Raw genomic sequence first — 19,654 nt, forward strand, 5'->3', positions numbered from 1 at the left:
ATCGTCCGCGTCGGCCTCTCGTGCTGCGCTCCCCGCCCGCGCAACCGGCGAACACCGCGCGGCCGGCGGCGCCGGGCGCCCTGGTCCGTGCTGCCGGCCGGGCAGCGTCGCGGACGCCGGTCAGGAGCGCACCTTCCCGATCACCCACTGGAGCGCGAGGATCCCCACGGCGGCGATGAGCGCGCCCCGTCCGTTTCCCGTGGCGATGCCCGCGCCGAGCACCACGGCCGCGATGGTCGGGAGGAGCTTGAAGCCGAACATCGGTGCCTCCTGGAAGACGTCGTGCGGCGGACCCGCCGCCGCCCGCGCTCCATTGTCCGCGACGCGTTTCCGGGCGGTAACCGCCCCCGTGGTGAAACCGCGATCACCCCCGTCCGGGCTCGGTGCCGGCCCGGTCGAGACCGAGCCCGCGGCGGCCGGTGGCGTTGAGGTCGGCGGGCCGGAAGCGGTCGGGCCAGGACCGCTCGTAGTGCTCGGCGGGGAAGTCCGCGGGGCTGGAGCCGGTGGCGAACGCCTCCCGGACGGCGGCGGCGTAGCGCTCGTTGCGCGGGCACCACGGGGCGGCGGGGATGTACATGACGTTGCCCCAGCCCTTCTGGTCCTCGACCGGCGCGACGCCGTGGATCAGGTCGCAGTGCCACCAGACCGAGTCGCCCGCGCGGACGTCGGGGATGCCGGCGACGGCCTCGAGGAGCAGCGGGTGCCAGCGCTCGCTGACCGGGAAGACGCGGTTGACGGTGACGCCGCACATGTCGTCGTCGGGGACGTCGGGCAGCAGCGGCCGGAGCATCAGGTACGCCATCGCCGACGGGATCGGGACGGCGTACAGGACGCCCTGGTCGTGCTCCATGTCCGAAAGGGCCGTCCAGCCCTGGAAGGTCCGGAACGCCGAGCACATGGTGGTGCCCGGGTACTGGGGGCCGTCGGTGCGGTGGGCGGCGTCCCACGGGTCGTACTGCTCGACGGTGCCGTCGAACAGGTGCCGGAACGCCCGCTGGTAGGCGCCGGTCATCCACAGGTCGAGGGTCCCGGGGTCGAGGTGGGCGCCGAGGCCGCCCGAGGCGGTTCCCGGTGGGCGGCGGCGGATCCGGTCGGGGTAGAGGGAGTCGCGGCCGGGGTCGAACCAGCGGATGCCCTCGGACTCGTGCTTCCACCGGGCGTTCAGGAACGCCTGCACGCGGGCCGTCCGGTCGCTCTGGCGGGCCTGCATCTGCGCCCGCGACCAGTAGATCGGGTAGATCTCGGGCTTGGAGCCGACGCTGCCGAAGAAGTCGTCGCCGGGCCCGCGGTAGGCGTCGAAGAACCCGTTGCGCTCGGTGTAGCCGACGATGTCGCGGTCCCATTCGAGCGCCTGCTCGCGGTGGAAGTGCCCGCGCACGACCAGGCAGCCGCGCCGGTGCAGGGCGCGGACCTGCTCGTCCGGGACCGTCCCGGCCTCGATGTCGGCGTAGTCGACGACCGGCCAGACCGTCTCGCCTCGCGCGCGGGCGGCGGCGACGTCGTCCGCCTCGGCGCGGACGAGCCGTTCGACGACGCCGAAGACCTCCTCGACGGTGCGTCCGGACGCGGCGATCCTGGCCCGCAGTGCGGCCTTGACCTGGCGGATCGCCGCGGGCAGGTCGGCGGGCGCCTCCTCCCAGTGCGGCAGGGGCGGCAGGGGCGGCTGGGACGTGCCCGCCGGGGCGGTGGGTGCGGTCATGGCGGCTCCTTCTAGAAAGGACTCCTTACTTGTATCGGACGCTACGCCCCGCGCACCTTTCCAGGCAAGGCCCCTTATTAGAATCCGGCCATGACCGCCCCCAGACCGTCCCTGGACCTGGTCCGCAGCGCGACCGACGAGCACGTCCTGCGCGCGCTGATCCGGCACCGGCGGCTGACGCGGGCGGAGATCGCGGTCGAGGCCCGGGTGTCCAAGCCCACGGCGGCGCAGAGCGTCCGGCGGCTCGTCGAGGCGGGACTGGTCGTCGACTCGGGCGAGCGCACCCCGGGCGGGCGCGGGCGCGGCCGGGTCGGCTCGTACTACACGCTCGCCGCGGCGGCGGGCACGGCATGGGCGGTCGGCATCGCGCCCGAGGGCGTCGTCGCCGAGGCGATCGACGTCTACGGCGAGACCGTCGGCCGCGCGGAGGCGCAGGCCGGCCGGCCCGCGCCGGCCGACCGGGTCGCCGCCGTCCTCGACGAGGTCGCCGGACGGCTCGCGGGGACGCCTCCCCGCCTGGCCGTGGTGAGCGCCGCGGATCCCGTCGACCGCGCCACCGGCCGCCTGGTGCACCTGCCCGGCGCGCCCTTCCTGATCGGCGAACTCGACCCGGCCGAGGTCCTCGCCCGGCACGTCGCGGGGCCCGTCACGGTCGACAACGACGTCAACTGGGCCGCCCGCGCCGAACTCGCCGCCCGCCCCGGCGGCGACAGCTTCGCCTACCTCTACCTCGGCGAGGGCCTCGGCTGCGCGATCGTGCACGACGGGCGCGTGCTGCGCGGCCACGGCGGGCTCGCCGGCGAGATCGCCTACCTCGTCACGGCCGGGCCCGGGGGCCGCGCCATCCCGCTGATCGAGGTGTTCGGCCTGCTCGGCCTGCGGCAGCCGGGCTCCACCGCCATCGACGTCGACCGGCTTCTGGCGGCGGCGACCGGGGGCGGCCCGCAGGCCGCCGCGCTGCGGACGGCGCTCGCCGAGGCGGTCGGCGGCGCGCTGACCGCGATCGCCTCGCTCGCCGATCCCGAGCACGTCGTCGTCGGCGGCCCGTGGGGTGGCCATCCGGAGATCCTCGGCGCGCTCGGCGACGTCGCGTCCCGCCGGCCGCGCGCCCCGTCCCTGCGCCCGGCGACCGTTCCCGCGGCGCCGTTCGCCGCCGTCCGCGCCGACGCCCTCGCCCGGTTGCGCGACAGCGTCGTCGCCGCGCCCCGCTGACCGGCGCCGGGCCGCCCGCCTCAGTACCGGTTCGTCGCGGCGTCCACCGCGAGGTCCGCGTCGATCTCCTCGGCGGACAGGTGCTCGAGCCCCATGTGGTCCTTGGCAATCCGCCCGAGCGTGGGGAGGCTGCTGCGGTCCGGCCATGTGCCGGGATCCCACAGGGCCGACCGCAGGAACGCCTTCGCGCAGTGCATGTACAGCTCTTCGACGTCGACGAGCAGCGCCAGCCGCGGCCGCCTTCCCCGCACCGCCAGGTCGTCGAAGAACGGCGCGTCCGACACGAGCGTCGCCCGCCCGTTCACCCGCAGCGTCTCGTTCATCCCCGGCACGAGGAACAGCAGCCCGACCCGGGGGTTGCGCAGCACGTTCCGGAAGCTGTCGGCCCGGTGGTTGCCGGGACGGTCGGCGAGCACCAGCCGGCGGGAGTCCAGCACCAGCACCGAGCCGGCGGGGTCGCCGCGCGGCGAGACGTCGCAGGCGCCCTGCTCGTCCGCGGTCGCCAGCAGCACGAACGGCGAGTGCGCGATGATCGTGCGCGCGTGCTCGTCGATCCGGCCGATGTCCTTGTCCCAGATGGGCCGCGGCGGGTCGGGGACGATCTCCCGCAGCTCGGCCTCGGTGGTCACCGTCCGGATCTCAGAAGGGCGCATCGGTCGAATATAAGGTAAGGCTCACCGAACATCCACGGTACGGCGTCCCAGCCGGAAGGGGACGACCGGGTGGCCGCCGGCGGTCGCCGCGGTGGTGAGGACGCGGCCGTCCGCCGGGCCAGGGGCGCGCAGGCCTTCGCCGAGCTCCCACGGGCCGGTGTTCTCCAGGACGGTCCAGGTCATCGCAGCGCGGCTCCTTCCCGAAGGCCGATGAGGTCGAGTTCGTCGCGGCGGGGCAGGCCCTCCCAGTCGCCGCGGGTCAGCACCGCGAAGGCACCGACCGTGTGCGCGCGGCGCAGGCGTGCCTCGGCGTCCAGGCCGTCCAGCAGGCCGGACAGGTACCCGGCGACGAACGCGTCGCCCGCGCCGATCGAGTCGACGGGGTCGACGCGATGGGCGGGCACGGCGCGCGCGCCGTCCGCGGTGTACGAGCGGGCCTCGTCGCCGTTCTTGACGACGACCTCGGTGGCGCCGCCGTCCAGCAGCCGGGCGGCGGTGCGGTCCGGCGGGCCGTCGCCGAGCAGGGTCAGCTCGTCCGGGGACGCGATGACGACGTCGGCGCCGGCGGCGAGCGGGGCGAGCGCCTCGGCCGCCGCCTCCCGGCCCAGGCGCGGCGCGCCTCGGACCGCGCTGCGCGAGGCGCTCACGGTGCCGGCGGCGAAGGGCCTGGTCGCCTCGCGGCAGAAGCGCGGCACGTTCGTGCGCCCCCGCTCCGACTGGAGCCTGCTCGACCCCGACGTCATCCGCTGGCAGTTCGCCAACCGCGACGACCAGGCGTTCCTGCAGAACCTCGCCGAGGTGCGCGGCATCATCGAACCCCCGGCGGCCCGCTACGCCGCCCTGCGCCGCACCCCCGACGACCTCGCCGCCCTCGATGATGCCCTCGCCGCCATGAAGGCCGCCGACGGCGACCTGACCCGCGCCGTCCAGGCCGACCTCGACTTCCACCGCGCCCTGCTCACCGCGACCCACAACGAGCTGCTCGAGCGGATGGAGGTCGTGATCGAGGTCGGCCTCGCCGAGCGCGACCGCCTCGTGCACGGCGTGCGCCCCCACGACGACCCGGTCCCGAGCCACCGCGCCGTCCGCGACGCCGTCCGCGACGCCGACCCCGACCGCGCGGAGCGGGCGATGCACGACCTCCTCACGAAGGCCGCGCACGACCTCAACACCCTCACCACCGACTGACCCCGCCGCGACCAGGGCAGGCGTGCCCGTAAAACCTTCTCGCCGCGCTATTGACCGATCGATCGGTCGATCGGTACCGTCGGCGGAAAGAGTTCGATCGACCGATCGATCGACAGACATCCGAGCGGCGCATCGAGGAGGCCGGATGAGCGGGAACGCCGACGGAACGGCGCGGGGGCGGCGCGGCCGCCGGGCCGCGGACGACGCGCCCGCGAGCGTCCGGCTCTCGCAGGCGGCGCTGGAGCTGTTCTCGCGCAAAGGATTCCACGCGACCGGGATCCGCGAGATCGGCGCGGCAGCCGGCGTGAGCACCTCGATGCTCTACCACTACCTGAGCTCCAAGGACGAGGCGCTGACGGACCTCGTGCTCGAAGGGCTCAGCAGACACGGCCGGGCGCTGGAGAACGCCTGCGCGATCGTCGACCGCCCGGAGGAGCAGCTCGCCGCCCTGATCGGCGTGCACATCATCATCCCCGTCAAGCACCCGCAGATGGGCCAGTTGCTGCAGCAGGAACTGCATGCGCGCGACTGGTCCGACCATCCGGCGATCAGCCGTCAGCGCGCGCACACGAACCGGCTGTGGACCGGTGTCCTGACCCGCGGCCGGGCAGAGGGCGTGTTCGACTTCGGGTCGGCGTCGCTGGCGCGCATCGCGCTGATGCGCTCCACCACGCTGGTGACCCAGTGGTACAAGGACGGCGGCTCGCTCGGCCTGGACGCGGTCGCCGCCCAGTTCGCCGACCTGGCCCTCGGGACCGTCCGCGCCCACCGGGACGGCCGGCCGCTGCGCTTCGACGACCTCGAGGCCCCGTCCGTCGCCCGGCTCGTCGAGGTGGTCGAGGACGCCCACCGCGACGTGTGGTGGTGACCCCCGTCCATCACCTGCATCACTGATCACACGCGCCACCTATCACCCGCACCACGACGCGGCGCACCGTGCGCTTGCGCCGTCCTGCCCGCATGCCGGGACGGCGGTGACGTCCGCGGCCTTGCACCACCCCACCCCACGCACTCCTTCGCGCCCTGCGCGGCGTCGTGTCACCAAGGAGGTGCCCGGATGTTCGCCAACACCGGGAGAAGCCGTCCATCCACCCCCGCCCGTCCATCGAGGGTCCGCGCGCGGACCCTCGGCGCGGCCATCGCGGCCCTGCTGCTTCCGCTCTCCGCGTGCGGGACGAGCGAGGCCGGCGGCGACGACTCGACCATCAAGATCGGCTACATCGCCCCGCTGTCGGGGACCGCCGCGCTGTACGCGGGCGGCTTCACCGGCGGCGTCGAGAGCGCCGCCAAGGTGCACGAGAAGGCCGGCGGCCGCAAGATCGTCCTGAAGAAGGGCGACGACGCCAGCGACCCGGCCACCTCGACGCAGGTGTGCCAGCGCTTCGTCAACCAGGACCACGTGGACCTGATCGTGGCGGGGCAGCCCGCCGCCAACGCCCAGGCGTGCCGGGCCGTCGCCGCCGCCCGGAAGATCCCGTACGTCTCGTTCGCCACCGGCGCGGCCGAGTTCTGCTTCCCGAACATGTGGAACTACGGCCCCTCGCCCAAGCAGGCGGCGCTGCCGCTCATCCGGTACCTGCTCGCGCACGGGTCGAAGCGGTTCTACCTGATGGGCACCGACTCGGCCTCGCCGAAGGCGACCTTCGCCATCGTGAAGTCGCAGGTCGAGGCCGCCGGCGGCACGGTCGTCGGGACCGGGTACGAGCCGCTCGGCACCTCGGACTTCTCGCCGGACATCGCCAAGATCGTCTCGTCCGGCGCCGACACCGTGTTCAGCGCCGTCGTCGCGGGCGACAACATCACCTACCACAAGCAGTTCGCCGCGAACGCGGGCACGAAGAAGCTGATCCAGGGCGACATGCAGATGGTCACCAAGACCGCCCGGGCGCTGGGCTCCGCGGCGGCGGGCGTGGTCTACGCCGGCCCCTACGACCCGTCCGCGCGGAACGCCGCCAACACCGCCTACGTCGCGGCGCTCAAGGCGGCGGCTCCGAAGGTGAACCCGGGCGACGCCATCCTCAGCTACCAGGGCATGACGCTGGTCGGCAAGGCGCTCGACGGCCTGCCCAAGGGCACGAAGCCGACGTCGGCGGCCATCGGGAAGGCGCTGTCGTCGGCGAGCACGGACACGCCGAGCGGCACCCTCACCGCCGCCGCGAACCGCTACGTGACGATGCCGATGCGGATCTGGAAGGTCGGCGCGGACGGCACCGCCTCGTCGGTGCTGCAGACCGTGCCGTCCGCCGACCCGTCCGTCGGGTGCCGGCAGTGAGCGGGCGGGAGCCGCGATGACCGTCCTCATCAGCATGGTCAACGCGAGCGCGACCACGCTGCTCGTCGTGATGGGGCTGGCGATCGTGCTGGGCCTGATGCACATCGTCAACCTCGCCCAGACCGGCTTCATGGCCGTCGGCGTCTACACCGGACTGGAAATCGGGCCGCGGCTCGGCTTCTGGACGGGCGCGCTCGCCGCCGCCGTGCTCGCCGGGCTCATCGGCGCCGCCGCCGAGACGCTGCTGCTGCGCCGCGTTCGGGAGCGGATGCTGGAGACGATGCTCGCCACCTGGGGCCTGTCGCTGATCCTGACCCAGCTCATCACGCTGCGGTACGGCCCGGACAGCCGCGTCATGGCCACCCCGCTGCACGGCTCGTTCCACCTGTTCGGCACCACCTGGCAGAAGTACCGGGTGCTGCTCGTGGTCGCCGCGATCCTGCTGGTCGTCGCGATGTGGGCGCTGACCCGGTTCACCCGGGTCGGGCTGCGGGTGCGGATGTGCATGGCCGACCCGGACCTCGCCGAGGACAGCGGCATCAACACGCTGCTGGTCCGGCAGGCGACGTTCGTGCTCGGCTGCGCGCTCGCCGGGTTCGTCGGCGTCCTGCTCGGCCCGATCTCCGGGATCGACCCGAACTTCGCCGGCAACCTGCTCATCCCCGCCTTCCTCGCGGTGATGATGTCCGGCCGGACGCTGCACGGCCTGGTCATCTCCGGTATCGCGCTGGCGGTCGTGCAGGTCGGGTTCGCCTACTGGTCCAAGCCCGCGTACGCGACCGTCGCGGTCATCGCGGTGGCCGTGGTCGTGCTCGGCGTCCTGCCGGACGGCATCGACCTGCGGCGTTTCAGGAGGGCCCATGTCTAGGCCGGTCGTCGTCGCGACGGCGGCGGCAGCCGTGGTCGTGCTGGTCGCGCCGTACCTCACCGGCACCTACTACCAGCAGCTCCTCGCGCAGGCGTTCCTCTACGCGATCGTCGCGGTGAGCCTGGACTTCGTGTGGGGCTACGCCGGTGTCCCCGACCTCGGGCACGCCCTCTGGTTCGGCATCGGCGCCCTGTCGGTCGGCCACGCCACCACGGTGCTGTCCGACGTCGGGCTGGTCGAGGAGGTGCACGGCTCGTTCGGACGCTACGCCCTCGGCACGGTGGCCGGCGTCGTCATCGCGACCGCCCTGGCCGCGATCGTCGCGCGGCTGTGCCTGTCGTCGCGCCGCACCAACGACTTCTACATCGTCGTGGTGACGCTCGCGCTGGCCACGGCCGCCGTCACCGTCTACGACCAGACGCCGGCGCTCGGCGGCGGTGAGAACGGGCTGTTCGGCTTCAACCTGCAGAACGTCACGCCGCTCGGCTGGTACTACATCACCGCCGCGCTGCTGGCGGTGACCGTCGCGGTCGCGCTGGTGGTGGTGCGCAGCGACTTCGGGCTGCTGATGCGGGCCGTCCGCGACAACGCGCCGCGGGCCCGCTACCTCGGCTACAACGACGTCAACGTCAAGATCGGCGTGTTCACCGCGGGCGCCGCCGTGACCGCGCTCGCCGGGGCGGTGTTCGCGATGATGACCGGCGTCGCCAACGACGGCCAGTTCAGCTTCACGCTCGCCACCTCGATGCTGGTGTGGGTCGCCGTCGGCGGCCGGGCCACCATCGTCGGCCCGATGGTCGGCGCGATCGTGATGAGCCTCGCCGGCGCCAAGCTGAACGAGCACTTCCCCGCGCAGTGGACGATCATCGAGGGCGCGCTGCTGATCGCCGTCGTGGTGTTCGTCCCCGGCGGGCTCATCGGCCCGCTCGTCCGGCTCGCCGGGCGGCTGCTCGCGCGCCGGTACCCGCCGCGCGGCCGTACCGTCACCGCCGCCGCGGCGGCCCGGCCCACCGGGGATTCCGGCGGCGGACGGCCGGTGATCCGCATCCGCGACCTGGTGTTCGGCTACGGGTCGCTGCGGGTGCTGGACGGCGTCACCCTCGACGTCGTCGCCGGGGAGCTGCTGTGCGTCGTCGGCCCCAACGGCGCCGGGAAGTCCACGCTGACCAGCGTCATCACCGACCGGCGGCTGCGAGCCCAAGGCGAGGTCGAGTACCTGCTGCAGGGCCATCGCCTCGGCGCCCGCCCCGCGGCGCACGAGATCGCCCGCGCGGGCGTCGGGCGCAAGTTCCAGATCCCGTCGGTGTTCGCCAGCCTCACCGTCGCCGAGGCGCTGCTGCTCGCCGGCCGGCGCGGCGCGCCGCCCTCGCCGTGGCGGCGCAGCACGTCCGTCGAGGTGGCCCCGGCGGTGGTCGACATCGTGCGGATCGCCGGGCTGGACGGGCGGGCCGACACCCTCTCGTCCGACCTCTCGCACGGCCTGCGGCAGGGCCTGGAGGTGGCGATGACCGTCGCGGCGCGGCCCCGCGTGATCATCCTGGACGAGCCCACCGCCGGCCTGACCGCCCACGAGCGCCACGACATCGGCCGGGTGCTGGAGCACCTGCGCGACATCGGGATCGCGGTGGTGCTCATCGAGCACGACCTCGACTTCGTCGTCCGCGTCTCCGACCGCGTCGTCGTGCTGCACGGCGGCCGCGTCATCGAGGACGGCCCGCCGGAGACCGTCCGCGGCTCGGAGGTCGTCCGCAGCGCCTACCTCGGCACGGCGGTCCGATGAGCGCGGACACCACAAGCGCGGGCACCACGAGGACCCTCGACCTGCGCGTGCGGGACCTCGACGCCGGGTACGGCGCCGCGACCGTCATCCAGGGCGTGTCGTTCGACGTCGCCCCCGGCGAGGCGCTCGCGGTCGTCGGCCGCAACGGCATGGGCAAGACGACGCTGCTCAAGGCGATCATGGGCCATGCCGCGCGGACGGCCGGCGCGGTCCGCGTCGGGGGCGCCGACGTCACCGGCCGCGCCCCGCACCGGATCGTGCGGCTCGGCGTCGGCTACGCCGCCCAGGAGGGCAACCTGTTCGCCGACCTGACCGTCGCGGAGAACCTCCAGGCGGCCACGATGCACGCGCGGCGCGGCCGCACGGCGGAGCGCCGCGAGGAGGTGCTCGCCTACTTCCCGGTGCTGAAGCAGCGGCTCTGGCAGACCGCCGGCACGCTGTCCGGCGGCGAGCAGAAGATGCTCGTGCTCGCCCTGGCGCTGCTCCGCGAACCGCGGCTGCTGATCATCGACGAGATCAGCGACGGGCTGCAGCCCAGCGTCGTCGACACGGTCGGCGACGTGCTGCGCGCCGAACGGGAGCGGCGGGGGACGTCCCTGCTCATGGCGGAGCAGAACGTCGACCTCAGCCTGCGGGTCGCCGACCGCGTGGCCGTCCTCAAGCTCGGGCGGATCGTGTCGACGGTCGGCAGCACCGACGCGGGCGTCCGCGACCGGCTGATGAAGGAGCTGGCGCCGTGACCCGCGGCGCGATGCCGGCGGACGAGGGCACGGTGCCGGTGGACGGCGCGGACCTGCGCTGGGCGCGGCTCGGGGACGGGGCGCGGACGGTCATCGCGGCGCACCAGGGTCCGGGCGGGCCGTCCCGCCCGCCGTGGCTGCGGCTGCTCGCCGAGACGCCGGGGGTGAACGTGCTGTCCCTGGAGCTGCGCGGGACCGACGGCGCGCCGCACGAGGACCTCGGCGACGGTTGGTACCCGCGGTGGGCGCTGGACGTCGCCCGCGCGGCCGAGGCCCTCAGCGAGGCGGACTACGTCTACGCCGGGGCGTCGCACGGCGCGGTCGTCGGCTGGCACCTGGCGCTCGACCGCCCGCCGGGCCTGCGCGCGCTGGTCTCGGTCGTCGGCGCGCCGCACGGCCGTGACGGCGGGCCCGCGGCGGCGTCCGGCTGGGAGCGGCGGAAGGCCGCGGCCCGCGACCGGCGGCTGGCCGAGGAGGTCTTCGCGTCGATGCGGCCGCCCACGTCCGACCCGGTGCGGCTGCGGCGGCGCGCCGAAGCCCGCGAGTCCTACCTCAAGGGCCTCGACGCGCTCGACCCGGGGGCTCTGCCGCGGGTGGGCATCGCGCTCCCGCACCTGCGCACCGATGCCGAGGTCGCCGACACGCTGAGAACCATCGACGTCCCCGTCCTGGTCACAGGCGGAATCCAGGATCGGCTCTGCCGGCCCGAGGACAACCTGCGCGCGGCCGCCGCCGTCCCCGGCGCCCGCCTCGTCCTGTTCCAGGACCACGGCCACACCACGCTCCTGGACGAGGAGCCGGAGCCGCTGATCGAGCAGATCCGGCTGTTCCTCGCCCGCATCGGACCGCAGCCGACGCCGGAGGACCGGCGCGGCGATGAGGAGGGCTCCCCATGCCTTTGATGGAGATAGCGGACGCGACGCTGCACTACGACGAGTACGGCGACGGCGACGAGATCGTCCTGTCGTCCGCGATGGCGTTCGACCCGGACGCCTACCCGGCCTGCCTGGCCGCGCCGCCCACCGGCTACCACGTGTACACGATCCAGGCCCGCGGCTACGGCCGATCCAGCCACCCGGGCGAGCCGCCCGCGCAGGGCTGGCTCGACCAGTGGGCCGACGACGTCTGCGCCTTCGCCGACCGGCTCGGCGCCGACCGGTTCGTCTACACCGGGATCTCGCACGGCGGCGGGATCGGCTGGCACATCGCCGCCCGGCGGCCCGAGCGGCTGAAGGCGCTGGTCTCGGTGGTCGGCACCCCGCACGACCGGGAGGGCGGCACCGCGTCGTCCGCCGGACGCCGCCGGATGATCGAGCACCGGCGCGACCCCGAGGTCGTCGCCGAGCAGCTGCGGATCATGTACGGGCCGACCGAGGACCCGGCCCGCCGCGCGGCCCGGGAGGAGCGGATCGCGCGCCGGGTCGAGCACTACCTCGCCCAGCCGGAGCGGGAGACCCTCATCAACCAGGGCAAGCCGTTCCCGGACGCGCGGACCGACGAGGAGCTGGCCGGGGTGCTGCGCGGCATCCGCGTCCCCGTCCTGATCCTCGCGGCGATGCGCGACGGGGTGATCTCGCCCGAGTCGGCGCTGCGCGCCGCGCGCTCGGTGCCGGGCGCCAAGGCCGTGCTGTTCGAGGACGAGGGCCATTTCATCGGAACCGAGAGCCCGGAGCGGCTCGTGCGGGAGGTGCGCGTGTTCGTGGACGAGCTGAACGGCGTCGCCGAGCCCCCGGCCGCGGCCCGGACCGGGGCCGGCGCATGAGCGCGGAGATCACCGTCATGGCCGTCGGCGACGTCATCCTCGACGAGCCCGGCCCCGCCGCGTTCTTCGACCCGGCGCGCGAGACCCTGCTCGGCGCGGACGTCGCGGTCGCCCACATCGAGGTCCCGCACACCGACTCCACCGAGCGGACCAGCACCGACGTGCCCGCGCCGCCCGCCGACCCCGCCGCCCTGGCGGCGCTGCCCGGCGCGGGCTTCGGCGTCGCGACGCTGGCGGGCAACCACGTCTACGACGCCGGCGCGAGCGGGATCGCCGACACGATCCGGCACCTGGAGGCCAACGGGCTGGCCACGACCGGCGCGGGCGCGAACCTGGACGCGGCGCGGCGCCCGGCCGTCGTCGAACGCGGCGGAGTGCGAATCGCCGTGCTCAGCTACAACTGCGTCGGCCCGCGCGAGTCGTGGGCGACGTCCGCCAAGGCCGGATGCGCGTACGTGCACGTCCTGACCCACTACGAACTCGACCACGCCAGCCCCGGCGGGCCGCCGCGCGTCTACACCTTCGCCGAGCCCGACGACCTCGACCGGCTCGCCGCCGACGTGCGGGCCGCCCGCGCCGAGGCCGACGCCGTCCTCGTCGCCTTCCATAAGGGCGTCGGCCACACCCCGGCGGCGATCGCGATGTACGAGCGCCCGGTCGCGCACGCCGCGATCGACGCGGGCGCGGACGCGGTCGTCGGGCACCACGCGCACATCATGCGCGGCATCGAGGTTTACCGCGGCCGCCCCATTTACCACGGCCTCGGCAACTTCGTCACCGTCACCCGCGCGCTCACCCCGACCGGCGGCGACAGCGCCGAGATCGAGGCGTGGGCCCGGCGGCGCGTCGAGCTGTACGGGTTCGCGCCGGACCCGGACATGCCGTTCTACCCCTTCCACCCGGAGAGCCGGAACACCGCCATCGCCACGCTGCGCTTCGGCGCGTCCGGCGTCACCGGCGCGGGGTACGTGCCCTGCTGGATCGACGAGCGGGGACGTCCCGTACCGCGCCGCCGCGGCGAGGGCGGCGAGGACGTCGCCGGCTACATCGCCGAGATCGGGCGCCGCGCGGGCCTGGACACCGCGACCCGGTGGCGCGGCGACACCGAAATCGAACTGACCGGCGTGGACGGGGGCGCACGATGACGGCACGACCGCTGGACGGCAGGACCGTCCTGGACCTGACGACCGCGCTCGCCGGCCCCTACGCCACCCTGCTGCTGGCCGGCCTCGGCGCGACCGTCATCAAGATCGAGAATCCGGCGACCGGCGGGGACAGCTCGCGCGGCAACTCCCCCTACGCCGGCGCCGGCGGCCCGGCCGCCGCCCGCGAAGACGCGCGCGACATGTCGGTGTCGATGCTGACCCGCGGCCGCAACAAGAAGAGCATCACCCTCGACCTCAAGAAGCCGCGGGGCCGCGAGGTCTTCGCCGACCTGGTCAAGCACGCCGATGTGGTGGTCGAGAACTACGCCGCCGGCACCGCCGACCGGCTGGGCGTCGGCTACTCCGCCGCGCGGGAGGCCAACCCGCGGATCATCTACACCTCGATCAGCGGGTTCGGCGCGCAGGGCGGCGGGTCCGGCACCGGCAAGGCGATGGACACCATCATCCAGGCCCTCAGCGGCGTGATGATGACGGCCGGCGAGCCGGGCGACCCGCCGGTGCGGTTCGGCCTGCCCGTCGGCGACCTGCTCGCCCCGCTGTACGCGGTCATCGGCACCCTCGCCGCGGTCGTGCACGCCGACCGCACCGGCGAGGGCCAGCACGTCGACGTGTCGATGCTCGGCGCGCTCACCTCCCTGCTGTCGTGCGAGCCGTTCGACGCCTTCGAGACGATGGGGCTGCCCACCCGCACCGGCGCGATGGTGCCCCGGCTCGCGCCGTTCGGGCTGTTCCGGGCGGCCGACGGGTGGCTCGCCCTGTGCGGCCCGACCGACGCGTTCGCGCGCGGCGTCTTCGCCGCGATGGAACGTGCCGACCTGGCCGGCGACGACCGCTTCGCCACCCGCGACCAGCGCGTCCGCAACGCCGCCGAGCTGCACGAGACGATCCGGTCGTGGACGTCCGGGCTGCCCCGGGCCGAGGTGATCAAGCGGCTGGCCGAGCGCGGCGTGCCGGCCGCGGAGGTGCGCGAGCCCGCCGAGGCCGTCCGGGACGCCGCCGTCCTCGCCCGCCGCGAGGTCGTCGAGCTCGTCCACCCCGACCACGGCCCGACCGGCCTGCTCGGCCCCGGCGTCCCGATCACGTTCTCGGTCTCCGGCGCGGGCCTCGACCGCCCGGCGCCGCACCTCGGCCAGCACAACGACGAGGTGCTCGGCGGGCTGCTCGGCTACTCCGCCGAACGCCGCGCCGCGCTCGCCGACGAGGGCGTCCTGTGAGCGCCGTGCCCGCCGCGCTGAAGGAGCTGCGCGACGCCTACGACGACCGCGCCGCCGCGATCCGGCGGTGGCGGGCGACCGGGGCGTCCGTCGTCGGCTGCGTCGGCGCCGACGTCCCCGTCGAGCTCGTCACCGCCGCCGGCGCGCTGCCCGTACGGCTGGCGGGCGACCCCGGCCGCGACCGCGCCCTCGCCGACCGCTACCTCGGCGGCGGCCTGGACCCCGCGTCGCGCTCGATCCTCGCGGGGCTGCTGCGCGGCGAGCCGGACGTCGACCTGCTGCTGGTCTCCAACGACTGCGCGGGCTCGCTGCGCCTGTTCTACACCGTCCGCGAACTTCAGCGGCTCGGCGCCGAACCCGCCCTGCCGCGCACCCACCTCGTCGACATCCTGCACCTGCCGCACCGCACCACCACCCGCTACAACCGCGTCCGGCTCGCCGAGACCAAGGAGCTGCTCGAACGCTGGGCGGGGCGGCGCATCGGGGAGGGCGACCTCGCCGAGGCCGTCCACCAGCACGACGAGGTCCGCCGGATGCTGCGCGCGCTGCGGCGGCTGCGCACCGCCGAACGCCCCGCGCTGCGCGGCGAGGACGCGCTCATCGCGATCGGCGCCGGCGCCGCGCTCCCCGCCGGGGACCACGCGGGGCTCCTCAACCGGCTCCTGCGCGCCGAGGCCGACCTGCCCCGGCACGCCGGACGGCGGATCTACCTCACCGGCAGCGCCCACGACGGCCCCGCGGTGTACCGGGCGATCGAGGACGCCGGGCACGTGATCGTCGCCGACGACCACGACTGGGGCGACGCGCTCGCCGACCCCCTCGTCGGCGAACCCACCCTCGACGCGCTCGCCGAGCGGTACCAGTACCGGGGCCCCACCTCCGCGCGGTCCTCGATCCGCGCCCGCGCCCGCCAGACCGCCGCCACCGCCGAACGTGCACGCCCCGACCTGCTCGTCTCCTACGTCCGCGCCATGGACGAGGCCCCCGCCTGGGACTTCCCGGCACAGCGCGAGGCCGCCGGCGTCCCCGCCGTCCTGCTCGAGCACCGCCGCTACGGCGAGCTCGGCGACGACGCCCTCCCCCTCATCACCGGCGCCCTGCGCGCCGCCCGCCCGAAGGGAGAAGCCGGCCGATGACCCGGCGGAACAAGCTCCTGACCTCCTCCGAGGAGGCCACCCGCTACCAGCGGGACTGGTTCGCCGGACTGCGCGAGGCCGTCGCCGGCGGCGAGCCCCTCGCGCTGGTGAACGCCGACGCCCCGCAGGAGATCTTCCGGACGATGGGCATCCCGTACGTGGTGAACCAGTGGTGGGCGTCCGTCGTCGCCGCCAAGCAGCGGACGGGCGAGTACCTGCGGACCCTCCGCGAGCACGGCTACCCCGACTACTCCGAGCAGTACAGCGCCACCTCGCTGGCGTCCGCGTTCACCGAGATCGCCGACCCGCCGTGGGGCGGGCTGCCCCGGCCCACGATCGTCCTCGGCGAGACGACCGGGGACGCCTCCCGCAAGCTGTTCGACATCTGGGACGAGCAGGACGGCATCGCCTACTACCCGCTGGAGAGCGCCGCCGCCGACACCGTCCCCGTCAACTGGTGGGACCTGATGCCCGGCCAGTGGGAGAGCGCCGTCGGCACCCCCCGCCTCGACCTGATGACCGCCGAGCTGGAAGGGCTGGTGCGCTTCCTGGAGACCACGACCGGCCGGACCTTCCGCGAGTCGCGCTTCCGCGAGGTGATGGCTCTGGTCAACGAGCAGGAGGAGTGGAACCGCCGCACGCGCGACCTCATCGCGCGCACGCGCCCGGTCCCGCTGCGCGTGGACGACAGCATCTCCAGCGTCATGATCCCGCAGTGGCACCGCGGCACCGTCTGGGCCCGCGACGCCGCCAAGCGCTTCCACGACGAGGTCGCCGCCCGCGCCGCCGCGGGCGAGGCCGCCTGCCCCGGCGAGCGCCTGCGGCTGATGTGGATCGGCCGCGGACTCTGGTACGACATGGACTTCTACCGCCACTTCGAGGAACGGCACGGCGCCGTATTCGTCTGGTCGATGTACCTGGCGATCGCCGCCGACGGCTACATCCGCTACGGCGACGACCCGATGCGCGCCCTCGCCGCCCGCTTCGCCGCCTTCTCCGACCAGCTGTACCGGCCGCCGTGGTCGACCGAGTGGTACCTCAAGGAGGCCCGGCTGCACCAGGTCGACGGCGTCGTGCACCTGGTCGGCGAGGACGCCCGCAGCGGCTGGTTCGTCACCGAGACCCTCGAACGCGCCGGCATCCCGGTGTTCGAGCTGCGCGCCGACAACGTCGACCAGCGCACCTACGACCTGGCCGCCGTCCGCGACGCCATCGACGACTGGCTCACCACCCGCGTCGCCGCCGGAGCGGCGGTGCCGTGACCCGCACCGCCGCCCGGGTCACCTGCCGGTACGCGGGCGGATCATCCCTCCATGAAGATCAGGTCGGTGATGGGCTTGGTGAGCCGGACGGTGTCGCCGGCGACCTCGACGACGGTGTCGAAGCCGGTCGCGTGGGCGTCGGAGATGACGTACAGCCGGTCGTTCAGGGTGGCCATGTAGGACGGGAAGCCGGCCAGCGAGGGGTCGCCCGGCGCGAGGGCGTAGTACTCGGCGAGGCGCCGGAACAGCTTGGGCATGATGACCAGCCGCTCCGACAGGTCCTCCTGGGCGTGGATGCTCGCGCCGCTGGTCGTGGCGTCCGGGCCCCAGACCCCCGCCTTGGCCTCGCGGGCGGCGTCGGCCGCCTCCGTCAGCGTGGCGCGCAGGTCGGGGTAGAGCTTGCTGTAGAAGGTCGGGTAGACCAGCCCTTCGGCCGTGAGCCGGTGGTTCACGCTGGTCTTCAGCAGCGCGGAGTCGGTGAACACCGGCTCCAGGTCGGGCCGGTCGATGTCGCCGGCGAAGGCGAACGAGACGGGACGCCCGTACTTGTCGCCGAACCGGGTCAGGATGTACCCGGGCGTGGCGTCCGGGGACGCGCTGGTGACGACCTCGCCCTTGCGGACCACGTCGCTGAACCCGAGCAGTGCCAGCAGCCGGGCGCCGGCGGCGTGCGCGAGTTCCAGCGGCTGATGCAGGGTGTGGCCGCCGTGCCCGGGGGGCGTGTAGTGCGTCTCCAGCGCGTCGATCGCGTCCAGCCGCAGCTGGGCCGCCCCGCCCGCCCCCAGGCGCACGTCCAGGTGCAGCCGGGTGAACGCGTCCGGGGCGCCCGGGAAGAAGTGCACGGAGTCCCCGTCGGGCTGACTGCGCACGATCCGGTACTGGCCTTTGATCAGATAGAGCGACACCGCGCTCTCCTCCCAGCCGACGACCTGGCCTTCACGAGTCAAGCAGTGATCGGGCGGTTACACACCGACCCCTGCCGGAGTCGGCCAGAAATCGGCGGAGCATGCGGCGGGCCGTCCCGGTTCATCCCAGCCGGCCGATCTCGTCCAGTTCGGCGGCGTCTTCGGGCGAGAGCCGCAGCGCCGCGCCGGCGACGTTCTCGCGCAGGTGCGCCGCGGACGACGTTCCGGGGATGAGCAGGATGTTCGGCGACCGCCGCAGCAGCCGGGCCGGGGCGACCGACATCGGCGTGCTCCTCAGCCGGGCCGCCACCGCGGTGAGCGTCGAGGACTGCAGCGGGCTGAAGCCGCCGAGGGGGAAGAAGGGCACGTAGGCGATGGATGCTCGCGGGCGTCAGCCAGAAGATGCTCACCCAGACGCTCCGCTCGCTGGAGCGCGACGGGCTCGTCAGCCGCACCGTGGCGCCCACCGTGCCCGTCACGGTCACCTACGAGCTGACCGACCTGGGCATCTCGCTGCACCACCTGATGCGCGGGCTGAAGTCCTGGGCCGAGACCCACATGGACGACGTCATCGCCAACCGCGCGGCATACGACTCCCCGACCGGCTGAAACGGCACGCCGGTCGGATGTCCGCCGGGCGGCTCACTCGGAGCGGACCGCCCGGACGGTGAGGTGCCGGACGAGTTGCACGTCGGTCAGCGGCCCCGTGGACGCGGCGAAGCCGAGCTTGACGGTGTCCGGGACCGGCTCGGGCGCGCGGAACCGGAGCACCCGCTGAAAGCCGCGCCCGTCCTGGAAGTCGATGTCGACCGAGGCCATCGGCTCCGGCGGGGCCGGCACCGTCACACGGACGGTCCTCTTCGCGGGTTCCAGCGATTCTTCGGCCTTTTCGGCGGTCGCGCCGGAAGGCATTCTCGTGACATCGCCGTGCAGCCGGCCGGGAAGCGTCGACGGCCAGCGGCCGGCGGTCGTCGCGTCACCGGTCGTGGCGGCGAGCAGGCAGTAGCCGTCGTTCCCGTTGCCGGGACCGCGGGCGCTCACGACATTGGGACCCGGAGCGGGCCGCCGGAACACCGTTCCGGCCGGGGAACGCCGCTCGCAGCCGTTTCCGCGGCCTTCCCCGTCGCCGAAGTAGTCTCCCAGCACGTCCAGCCCGATGCCGAGATATCCGCCGCTGACCCCCGGCACGAAATTCGCGCCGCCGTCCGGCAGTTTCTGGGCGTAGCCGAGACTTCCGCCGAAGGCGCCCGGCGTGGTGAGCCGTGCGGCGCCGTCGGTGAGGAAGAAGGAGATCCCGTCCGCGGGCGTCCGCGTGGTGTTCCCGTACTGCCACTGCTCGAAGGTCACCTCCAGCCCGTCGCGGGCCGGGATCGGCGAGTCGAACAGCGCGGCTCCGGTCTCCTCGACATGGGCATCGGTGAGCTGCAGATACCCGTGCGGCGCGGCACCGCCCGGAGGCACGGGCCCGGCCGGATCCCGGCGGCACCCTTCCAGCGGATGGTTCGTCGCCTCCGCCGCGGCCGCTCCGCGCCGCGCGCCCGTCAGGCAGGCCGCCCCGTACCCGATGAACCGCGGGTCGGCGCTCGCGCCGGTGAACGGTTCGTTCATCAGTAGTCGTCCCGGCTCCCGGTGCGTTCCGGGGCGGTCCCCGGTCGACGCGGCGGCCGTCGTGGCCGCGGCGACCGCGATCGCCGCGACGGCGCAAAGCGCCCTGTTCCTCATATCGCCGACTCCCCTGCGCGAGTTCCCGCCGCGGCTCGCCACAGCCATGTGAGCACGAATTCGCCCGGGACGCCG

22 protein-coding genes are annotated in these 19,654 nt (G+C 74.3%); 14 read left to right on the forward strand and 8 right to left on the reverse strand.

Annotated elements, in window-relative coordinates:
* Positions 1-120: 120 nt before the first annotated feature.
* Both F8568_RS27805 and F8568_RS27810 read right to left on the reverse strand, forming a co-directional pair.
* Positions 121-261 carry a hypothetical protein gene (locus tag F8568_RS27805; RefSeq protein WP_160573780.1) on the reverse strand — a complete coding sequence of 47 codons (141 nt, stop codon included), beginning with the start codon at positions 259-261 and terminating at the stop codon, positions 121-123.
* 103 nt (positions 262-364) lie between these two features.
* The gene (locus F8568_RS27810; RefSeq protein ID WP_151596650.1) at positions 365-1,699 is read right to left on the reverse strand and encodes a YbiU family protein; all 1,335 of its coding nucleotides are present in this window, start codon (positions 1,697-1,699) and stop codon (positions 365-367) included.
* A gap of 90 nt (positions 1,700-1,789) precedes the next feature.
* Between F8568_RS27810 and F8568_RS27815 the strand changes: the two genes are divergently transcribed.
* Positions 1,790-2,911, forward strand: a complete 1,122-nt coding sequence (locus F8568_RS27815; protein WP_151596651.1) for an ROK family transcriptional regulator — start codon at positions 1,790-1,792, stop codon at positions 2,909-2,911.
* Positions 2,912-2,931: 20 nt separating this feature from the next.
* Here the strand turns inward: F8568_RS27815 and F8568_RS27820 are convergent, their stop codons facing one another.
* From F8568_RS27820 to F8568_RS27830, 3 genes are read right to left on the reverse strand one after another with little or no spacing between them, the layout of a single operon-like run.
* The gene (locus F8568_RS27820) at positions 2,932-3,564 is read right to left on the reverse strand and encodes a pyridoxamine 5'-phosphate oxidase family protein (RefSeq protein ID WP_151596652.1); all 633 of its coding nucleotides are present in this window, start codon (positions 3,562-3,564) and stop codon (positions 2,932-2,934) included.
* 21 nt (positions 3,565-3,585) lie between these two features.
* On the reverse strand, positions 3,586-3,747 hold the full coding sequence (locus F8568_RS27825; protein WP_160573781.1) for a hypothetical protein: 162 nt from the start codon (positions 3,745-3,747) through the stop codon (positions 3,586-3,588).
* Positions 3,744-4,211: a carbohydrate kinase family protein gene (locus F8568_RS27830; protein WP_202125417.1), complete on the reverse strand. Its 468-nt coding sequence runs from the start codon at positions 4,209-4,211 to the stop codon at positions 3,744-3,746. The genes F8568_RS27825 and F8568_RS27830 overlap by 4 nt, the downstream gene beginning before the upstream one ends.
* Before the next feature lies 1 nt (position 4,212).
* Here F8568_RS27830 and F8568_RS48670 point away from each other — a divergent pair, with 1 nt between their 5' ends.
* The 12 genes from F8568_RS48670 to F8568_RS27890 all read left to right on the forward strand — a co-directional run bounded on the left by F8568_RS48670 (position 4,213) and on the right by F8568_RS27890 (position 16,952).
* A complete protein-coding gene (locus F8568_RS48670; RefSeq protein WP_328601044.1) occupies positions 4,213-4,752 on the forward strand; it encodes a FadR/GntR family transcriptional regulator in 540 nt (179 codons plus the stop codon).
* 145 nt (positions 4,753-4,897) lie between these two features.
* Entirely contained in the window at positions 4,898-5,620 is a 723-nt protein-coding gene (locus F8568_RS27840) for a TetR/AcrR family transcriptional regulator (RefSeq protein ID WP_151596655.1), read from the forward strand.
* Between the two features lie 189 nt (positions 5,621-5,809).
* Positions 5,810-7,024: an ABC transporter substrate-binding protein gene (locus F8568_RS27845; RefSeq protein ID WP_151596656.1), complete on the forward strand. Its 1,215-nt coding sequence runs from the start codon at positions 5,810-5,812 to the stop codon at positions 7,022-7,024.
* Positions 7,025-7,040: 16 nt separating this feature from the next.
* Positions 7,041-7,892 (forward strand): branched-chain amino acid ABC transporter permease, encoded by an 852-nt coding sequence (locus F8568_RS27850; RefSeq protein WP_151596657.1) that lies wholly within the window; start codon positions 7,041-7,043, stop codon positions 7,890-7,892.
* Positions 7,885-9,672, forward strand: coding sequence for a branched-chain amino acid ABC transporter ATP-binding protein/permease (locus tag F8568_RS27855; protein WP_151596658.1), 1,788 nt, complete (start codon positions 7,885-7,887; stop codon positions 9,670-9,672). The genes F8568_RS27850 and F8568_RS27855 overlap by 8 nt, the downstream gene beginning before the upstream one ends.
* Complete coding sequence (locus tag F8568_RS27860; RefSeq protein ID WP_151596659.1) at positions 9,669-10,412, forward strand: ABC transporter ATP-binding protein; 744 nt, start codon at positions 9,669-9,671, stop codon at positions 10,410-10,412. Before F8568_RS27855 ends, F8568_RS27860 begins: the two co-directional genes overlap by 4 nt.
* Positions 10,409-11,314: an alpha/beta fold hydrolase gene (locus tag F8568_RS27865; protein WP_151596660.1), complete on the forward strand. Its 906-nt coding sequence runs from the start codon at positions 10,409-10,411 to the stop codon at positions 11,312-11,314. The genes F8568_RS27860 and F8568_RS27865 overlap by 4 nt, the downstream gene beginning before the upstream one ends.
* The gene (locus F8568_RS27870) at positions 11,305-12,174 is read left to right on the forward strand and encodes an alpha/beta fold hydrolase (protein WP_151596661.1); all 870 of its coding nucleotides are present in this window, start codon (positions 11,305-11,307) and stop codon (positions 12,172-12,174) included. The genes F8568_RS27865 and F8568_RS27870 overlap by 10 nt, the downstream gene beginning before the upstream one ends.
* On the forward strand, positions 12,171-13,319 hold the full coding sequence (locus F8568_RS27875) for a CapA family protein (RefSeq protein WP_151596662.1): 1,149 nt from the start codon (positions 12,171-12,173) through the stop codon (positions 13,317-13,319). Before F8568_RS27870 ends, F8568_RS27875 begins: the two co-directional genes overlap by 4 nt.
* The gene (locus F8568_RS27880) at positions 13,316-14,554 is read left to right on the forward strand and encodes a CaiB/BaiF CoA transferase family protein (RefSeq protein WP_151596663.1); all 1,239 of its coding nucleotides are present in this window, start codon (positions 13,316-13,318) and stop codon (positions 14,552-14,554) included. The genes F8568_RS27875 and F8568_RS27880 overlap by 4 nt, the downstream gene beginning before the upstream one ends.
* Positions 14,551-15,690, forward strand: a complete 1,140-nt coding sequence (locus F8568_RS27885; protein WP_202125418.1) for a 2-hydroxyacyl-CoA dehydratase — start codon at positions 14,551-14,553, stop codon at positions 15,688-15,690. The genes F8568_RS27880 and F8568_RS27885 overlap by 4 nt, the downstream gene beginning before the upstream one ends.
* Positions 15,687-16,952, forward strand: coding sequence for a 2-hydroxyacyl-CoA dehydratase family protein (locus F8568_RS27890; RefSeq protein ID WP_151596664.1), 1,266 nt, complete (start codon positions 15,687-15,689; stop codon positions 16,950-16,952). Before F8568_RS27885 ends, F8568_RS27890 begins: the two co-directional genes overlap by 4 nt.
* A gap of 41 nt (positions 16,953-16,993) precedes the next feature.
* Here F8568_RS27890 and F8568_RS27895 read toward each other — a convergent pair whose 3' ends face one another.
* Entirely contained in the window at positions 16,994-17,899 is a 906-nt protein-coding gene (locus F8568_RS27895) for a hypothetical protein (protein WP_202125419.1), read from the reverse strand.
* A 79-nt stretch (positions 17,900-17,978) separates the two neighbouring features.
* Positions 17,979-18,224 (reverse strand): aldo/keto reductase, encoded by a 246-nt coding sequence (locus tag F8568_RS27900; RefSeq protein ID WP_328601045.1) that lies wholly within the window; start codon positions 18,222-18,224, stop codon positions 17,979-17,981.
* 11 nt (positions 18,225-18,235) lie between these two features.
* Here F8568_RS27900 and F8568_RS27905 point away from each other — a divergent pair, with 11 nt between their 5' ends.
* Positions 18,236-18,466 carry a winged helix-turn-helix transcriptional regulator gene (locus F8568_RS27905; protein ID WP_202125420.1) on the forward strand — a complete coding sequence of 77 codons (231 nt, stop codon included), beginning with the start codon at positions 18,236-18,238 and terminating at the stop codon, positions 18,464-18,466.
* Positions 18,467-18,499: 33 nt separating this feature from the next.
* On the opposite strand, the gene F8568_RS27910 is transcribed toward F8568_RS27905, so the two are convergent.
* Positions 18,500-19,579 carry an L-type lectin family protein gene (locus F8568_RS27910; protein ID WP_151596665.1) on the reverse strand — a complete coding sequence of 360 codons (1,080 nt, stop codon included), beginning with the start codon at positions 19,577-19,579 and terminating at the stop codon, positions 18,500-18,502.
* Positions 19,580-19,654 lie beyond the last annotated feature (75 nt).

Source organism: Actinomadura physcomitrii (assembly GCF_008923205.2).
Classification (GTDB): domain Bacteria; phylum Actinomycetota; class Actinomycetes; order Streptosporangiales; family Streptosporangiaceae; genus Spirillospora; species Spirillospora physcomitrii.

What these genes read in the sequence shown, in the direction of transcription:
- F8568_RS27815 (WP_151596651.1), top strand. Translation starts at nt 1,790, where the DNA reads ATGACCGCCCCCAGACCGTCCCTGGACCTGGTCCGCAGCGCGACCGAC.
- F8568_RS27850 (WP_151596657.1), top strand. Translation starts at nt 7,041, where the DNA reads ATGACCGTCCTCATCAGCATGGTCAACGCGAGCGCGACCACGCTGCTC.
- F8568_RS27820 (WP_151596652.1), bottom strand. Translation starts at nt 3,564, where the DNA reads ATGCGCCCTTCTGAGATCCGGACGGTGACCACCGAGGCCGAGCTGCGG.
- F8568_RS27810 (WP_151596650.1), bottom strand. Translation starts at nt 1,699, where the DNA reads ATGACCGCACCCACCGCCCCGGCGGGCACGTCCCAGCCGCCCCTGCCG.
- F8568_RS27805 (WP_160573780.1), bottom strand. Translation starts at nt 261, where the DNA reads ATGTTCGGCTTCAAGCTCCTCCCGACCATCGCGGCCGTGGTGCTCGGC.
- F8568_RS27840 (WP_151596655.1), top strand. Translation starts at nt 4,898, where the DNA reads ATGAGCGGGAACGCCGACGGAACGGCGCGGGGGCGGCGCGGCCGCCGG.
- F8568_RS27890 (WP_151596664.1), top strand. Translation starts at nt 15,687, where the DNA reads ATGACCCGGCGGAACAAGCTCCTGACCTCCTCCGAGGAGGCCACCCGC.
- F8568_RS27845 (WP_151596656.1), top strand. Translation starts at nt 5,810, where the DNA reads ATGTTCGCCAACACCGGGAGAAGCCGTCCATCCACCCCCGCCCGTCCA.
- F8568_RS27870 (WP_151596661.1), top strand. Translation starts at nt 11,305, where the DNA reads ATGCCTTTGATGGAGATAGCGGACGCGACGCTGCACTACGACGAGTAC.
- F8568_RS27905 (WP_202125420.1), top strand. Translation starts at nt 18,236, where the DNA reads ATGCTCGCGGGCGTCAGCCAGAAGATGCTCACCCAGACGCTCCGCTCG.
- F8568_RS27855 (WP_151596658.1), top strand. Translation starts at nt 7,885, where the DNA reads ATGTCTAGGCCGGTCGTCGTCGCGACGGCGGCGGCAGCCGTGGTCGTG.
- F8568_RS27875 (WP_151596662.1), top strand. Translation starts at nt 12,171, where the DNA reads ATGAGCGCGGAGATCACCGTCATGGCCGTCGGCGACGTCATCCTCGAC.
- F8568_RS27860 (WP_151596659.1), top strand. Translation starts at nt 9,669, where the DNA reads ATGAGCGCGGACACCACAAGCGCGGGCACCACGAGGACCCTCGACCTG.
- F8568_RS27910 (WP_151596665.1), bottom strand. Translation starts at nt 19,579, where the DNA reads ATGAGGAACAGGGCGCTTTGCGCCGTCGCGGCGATCGCGGTCGCCGCG.
- F8568_RS27880 (WP_151596663.1), top strand. Translation starts at nt 13,316, where the DNA reads ATGACGGCACGACCGCTGGACGGCAGGACCGTCCTGGACCTGACGACC.
- F8568_RS27825 (WP_160573781.1), bottom strand. Translation starts at nt 3,747, where the DNA reads ATGACCTGGACCGTCCTGGAGAACACCGGCCCGTGGGAGCTCGGCGAA.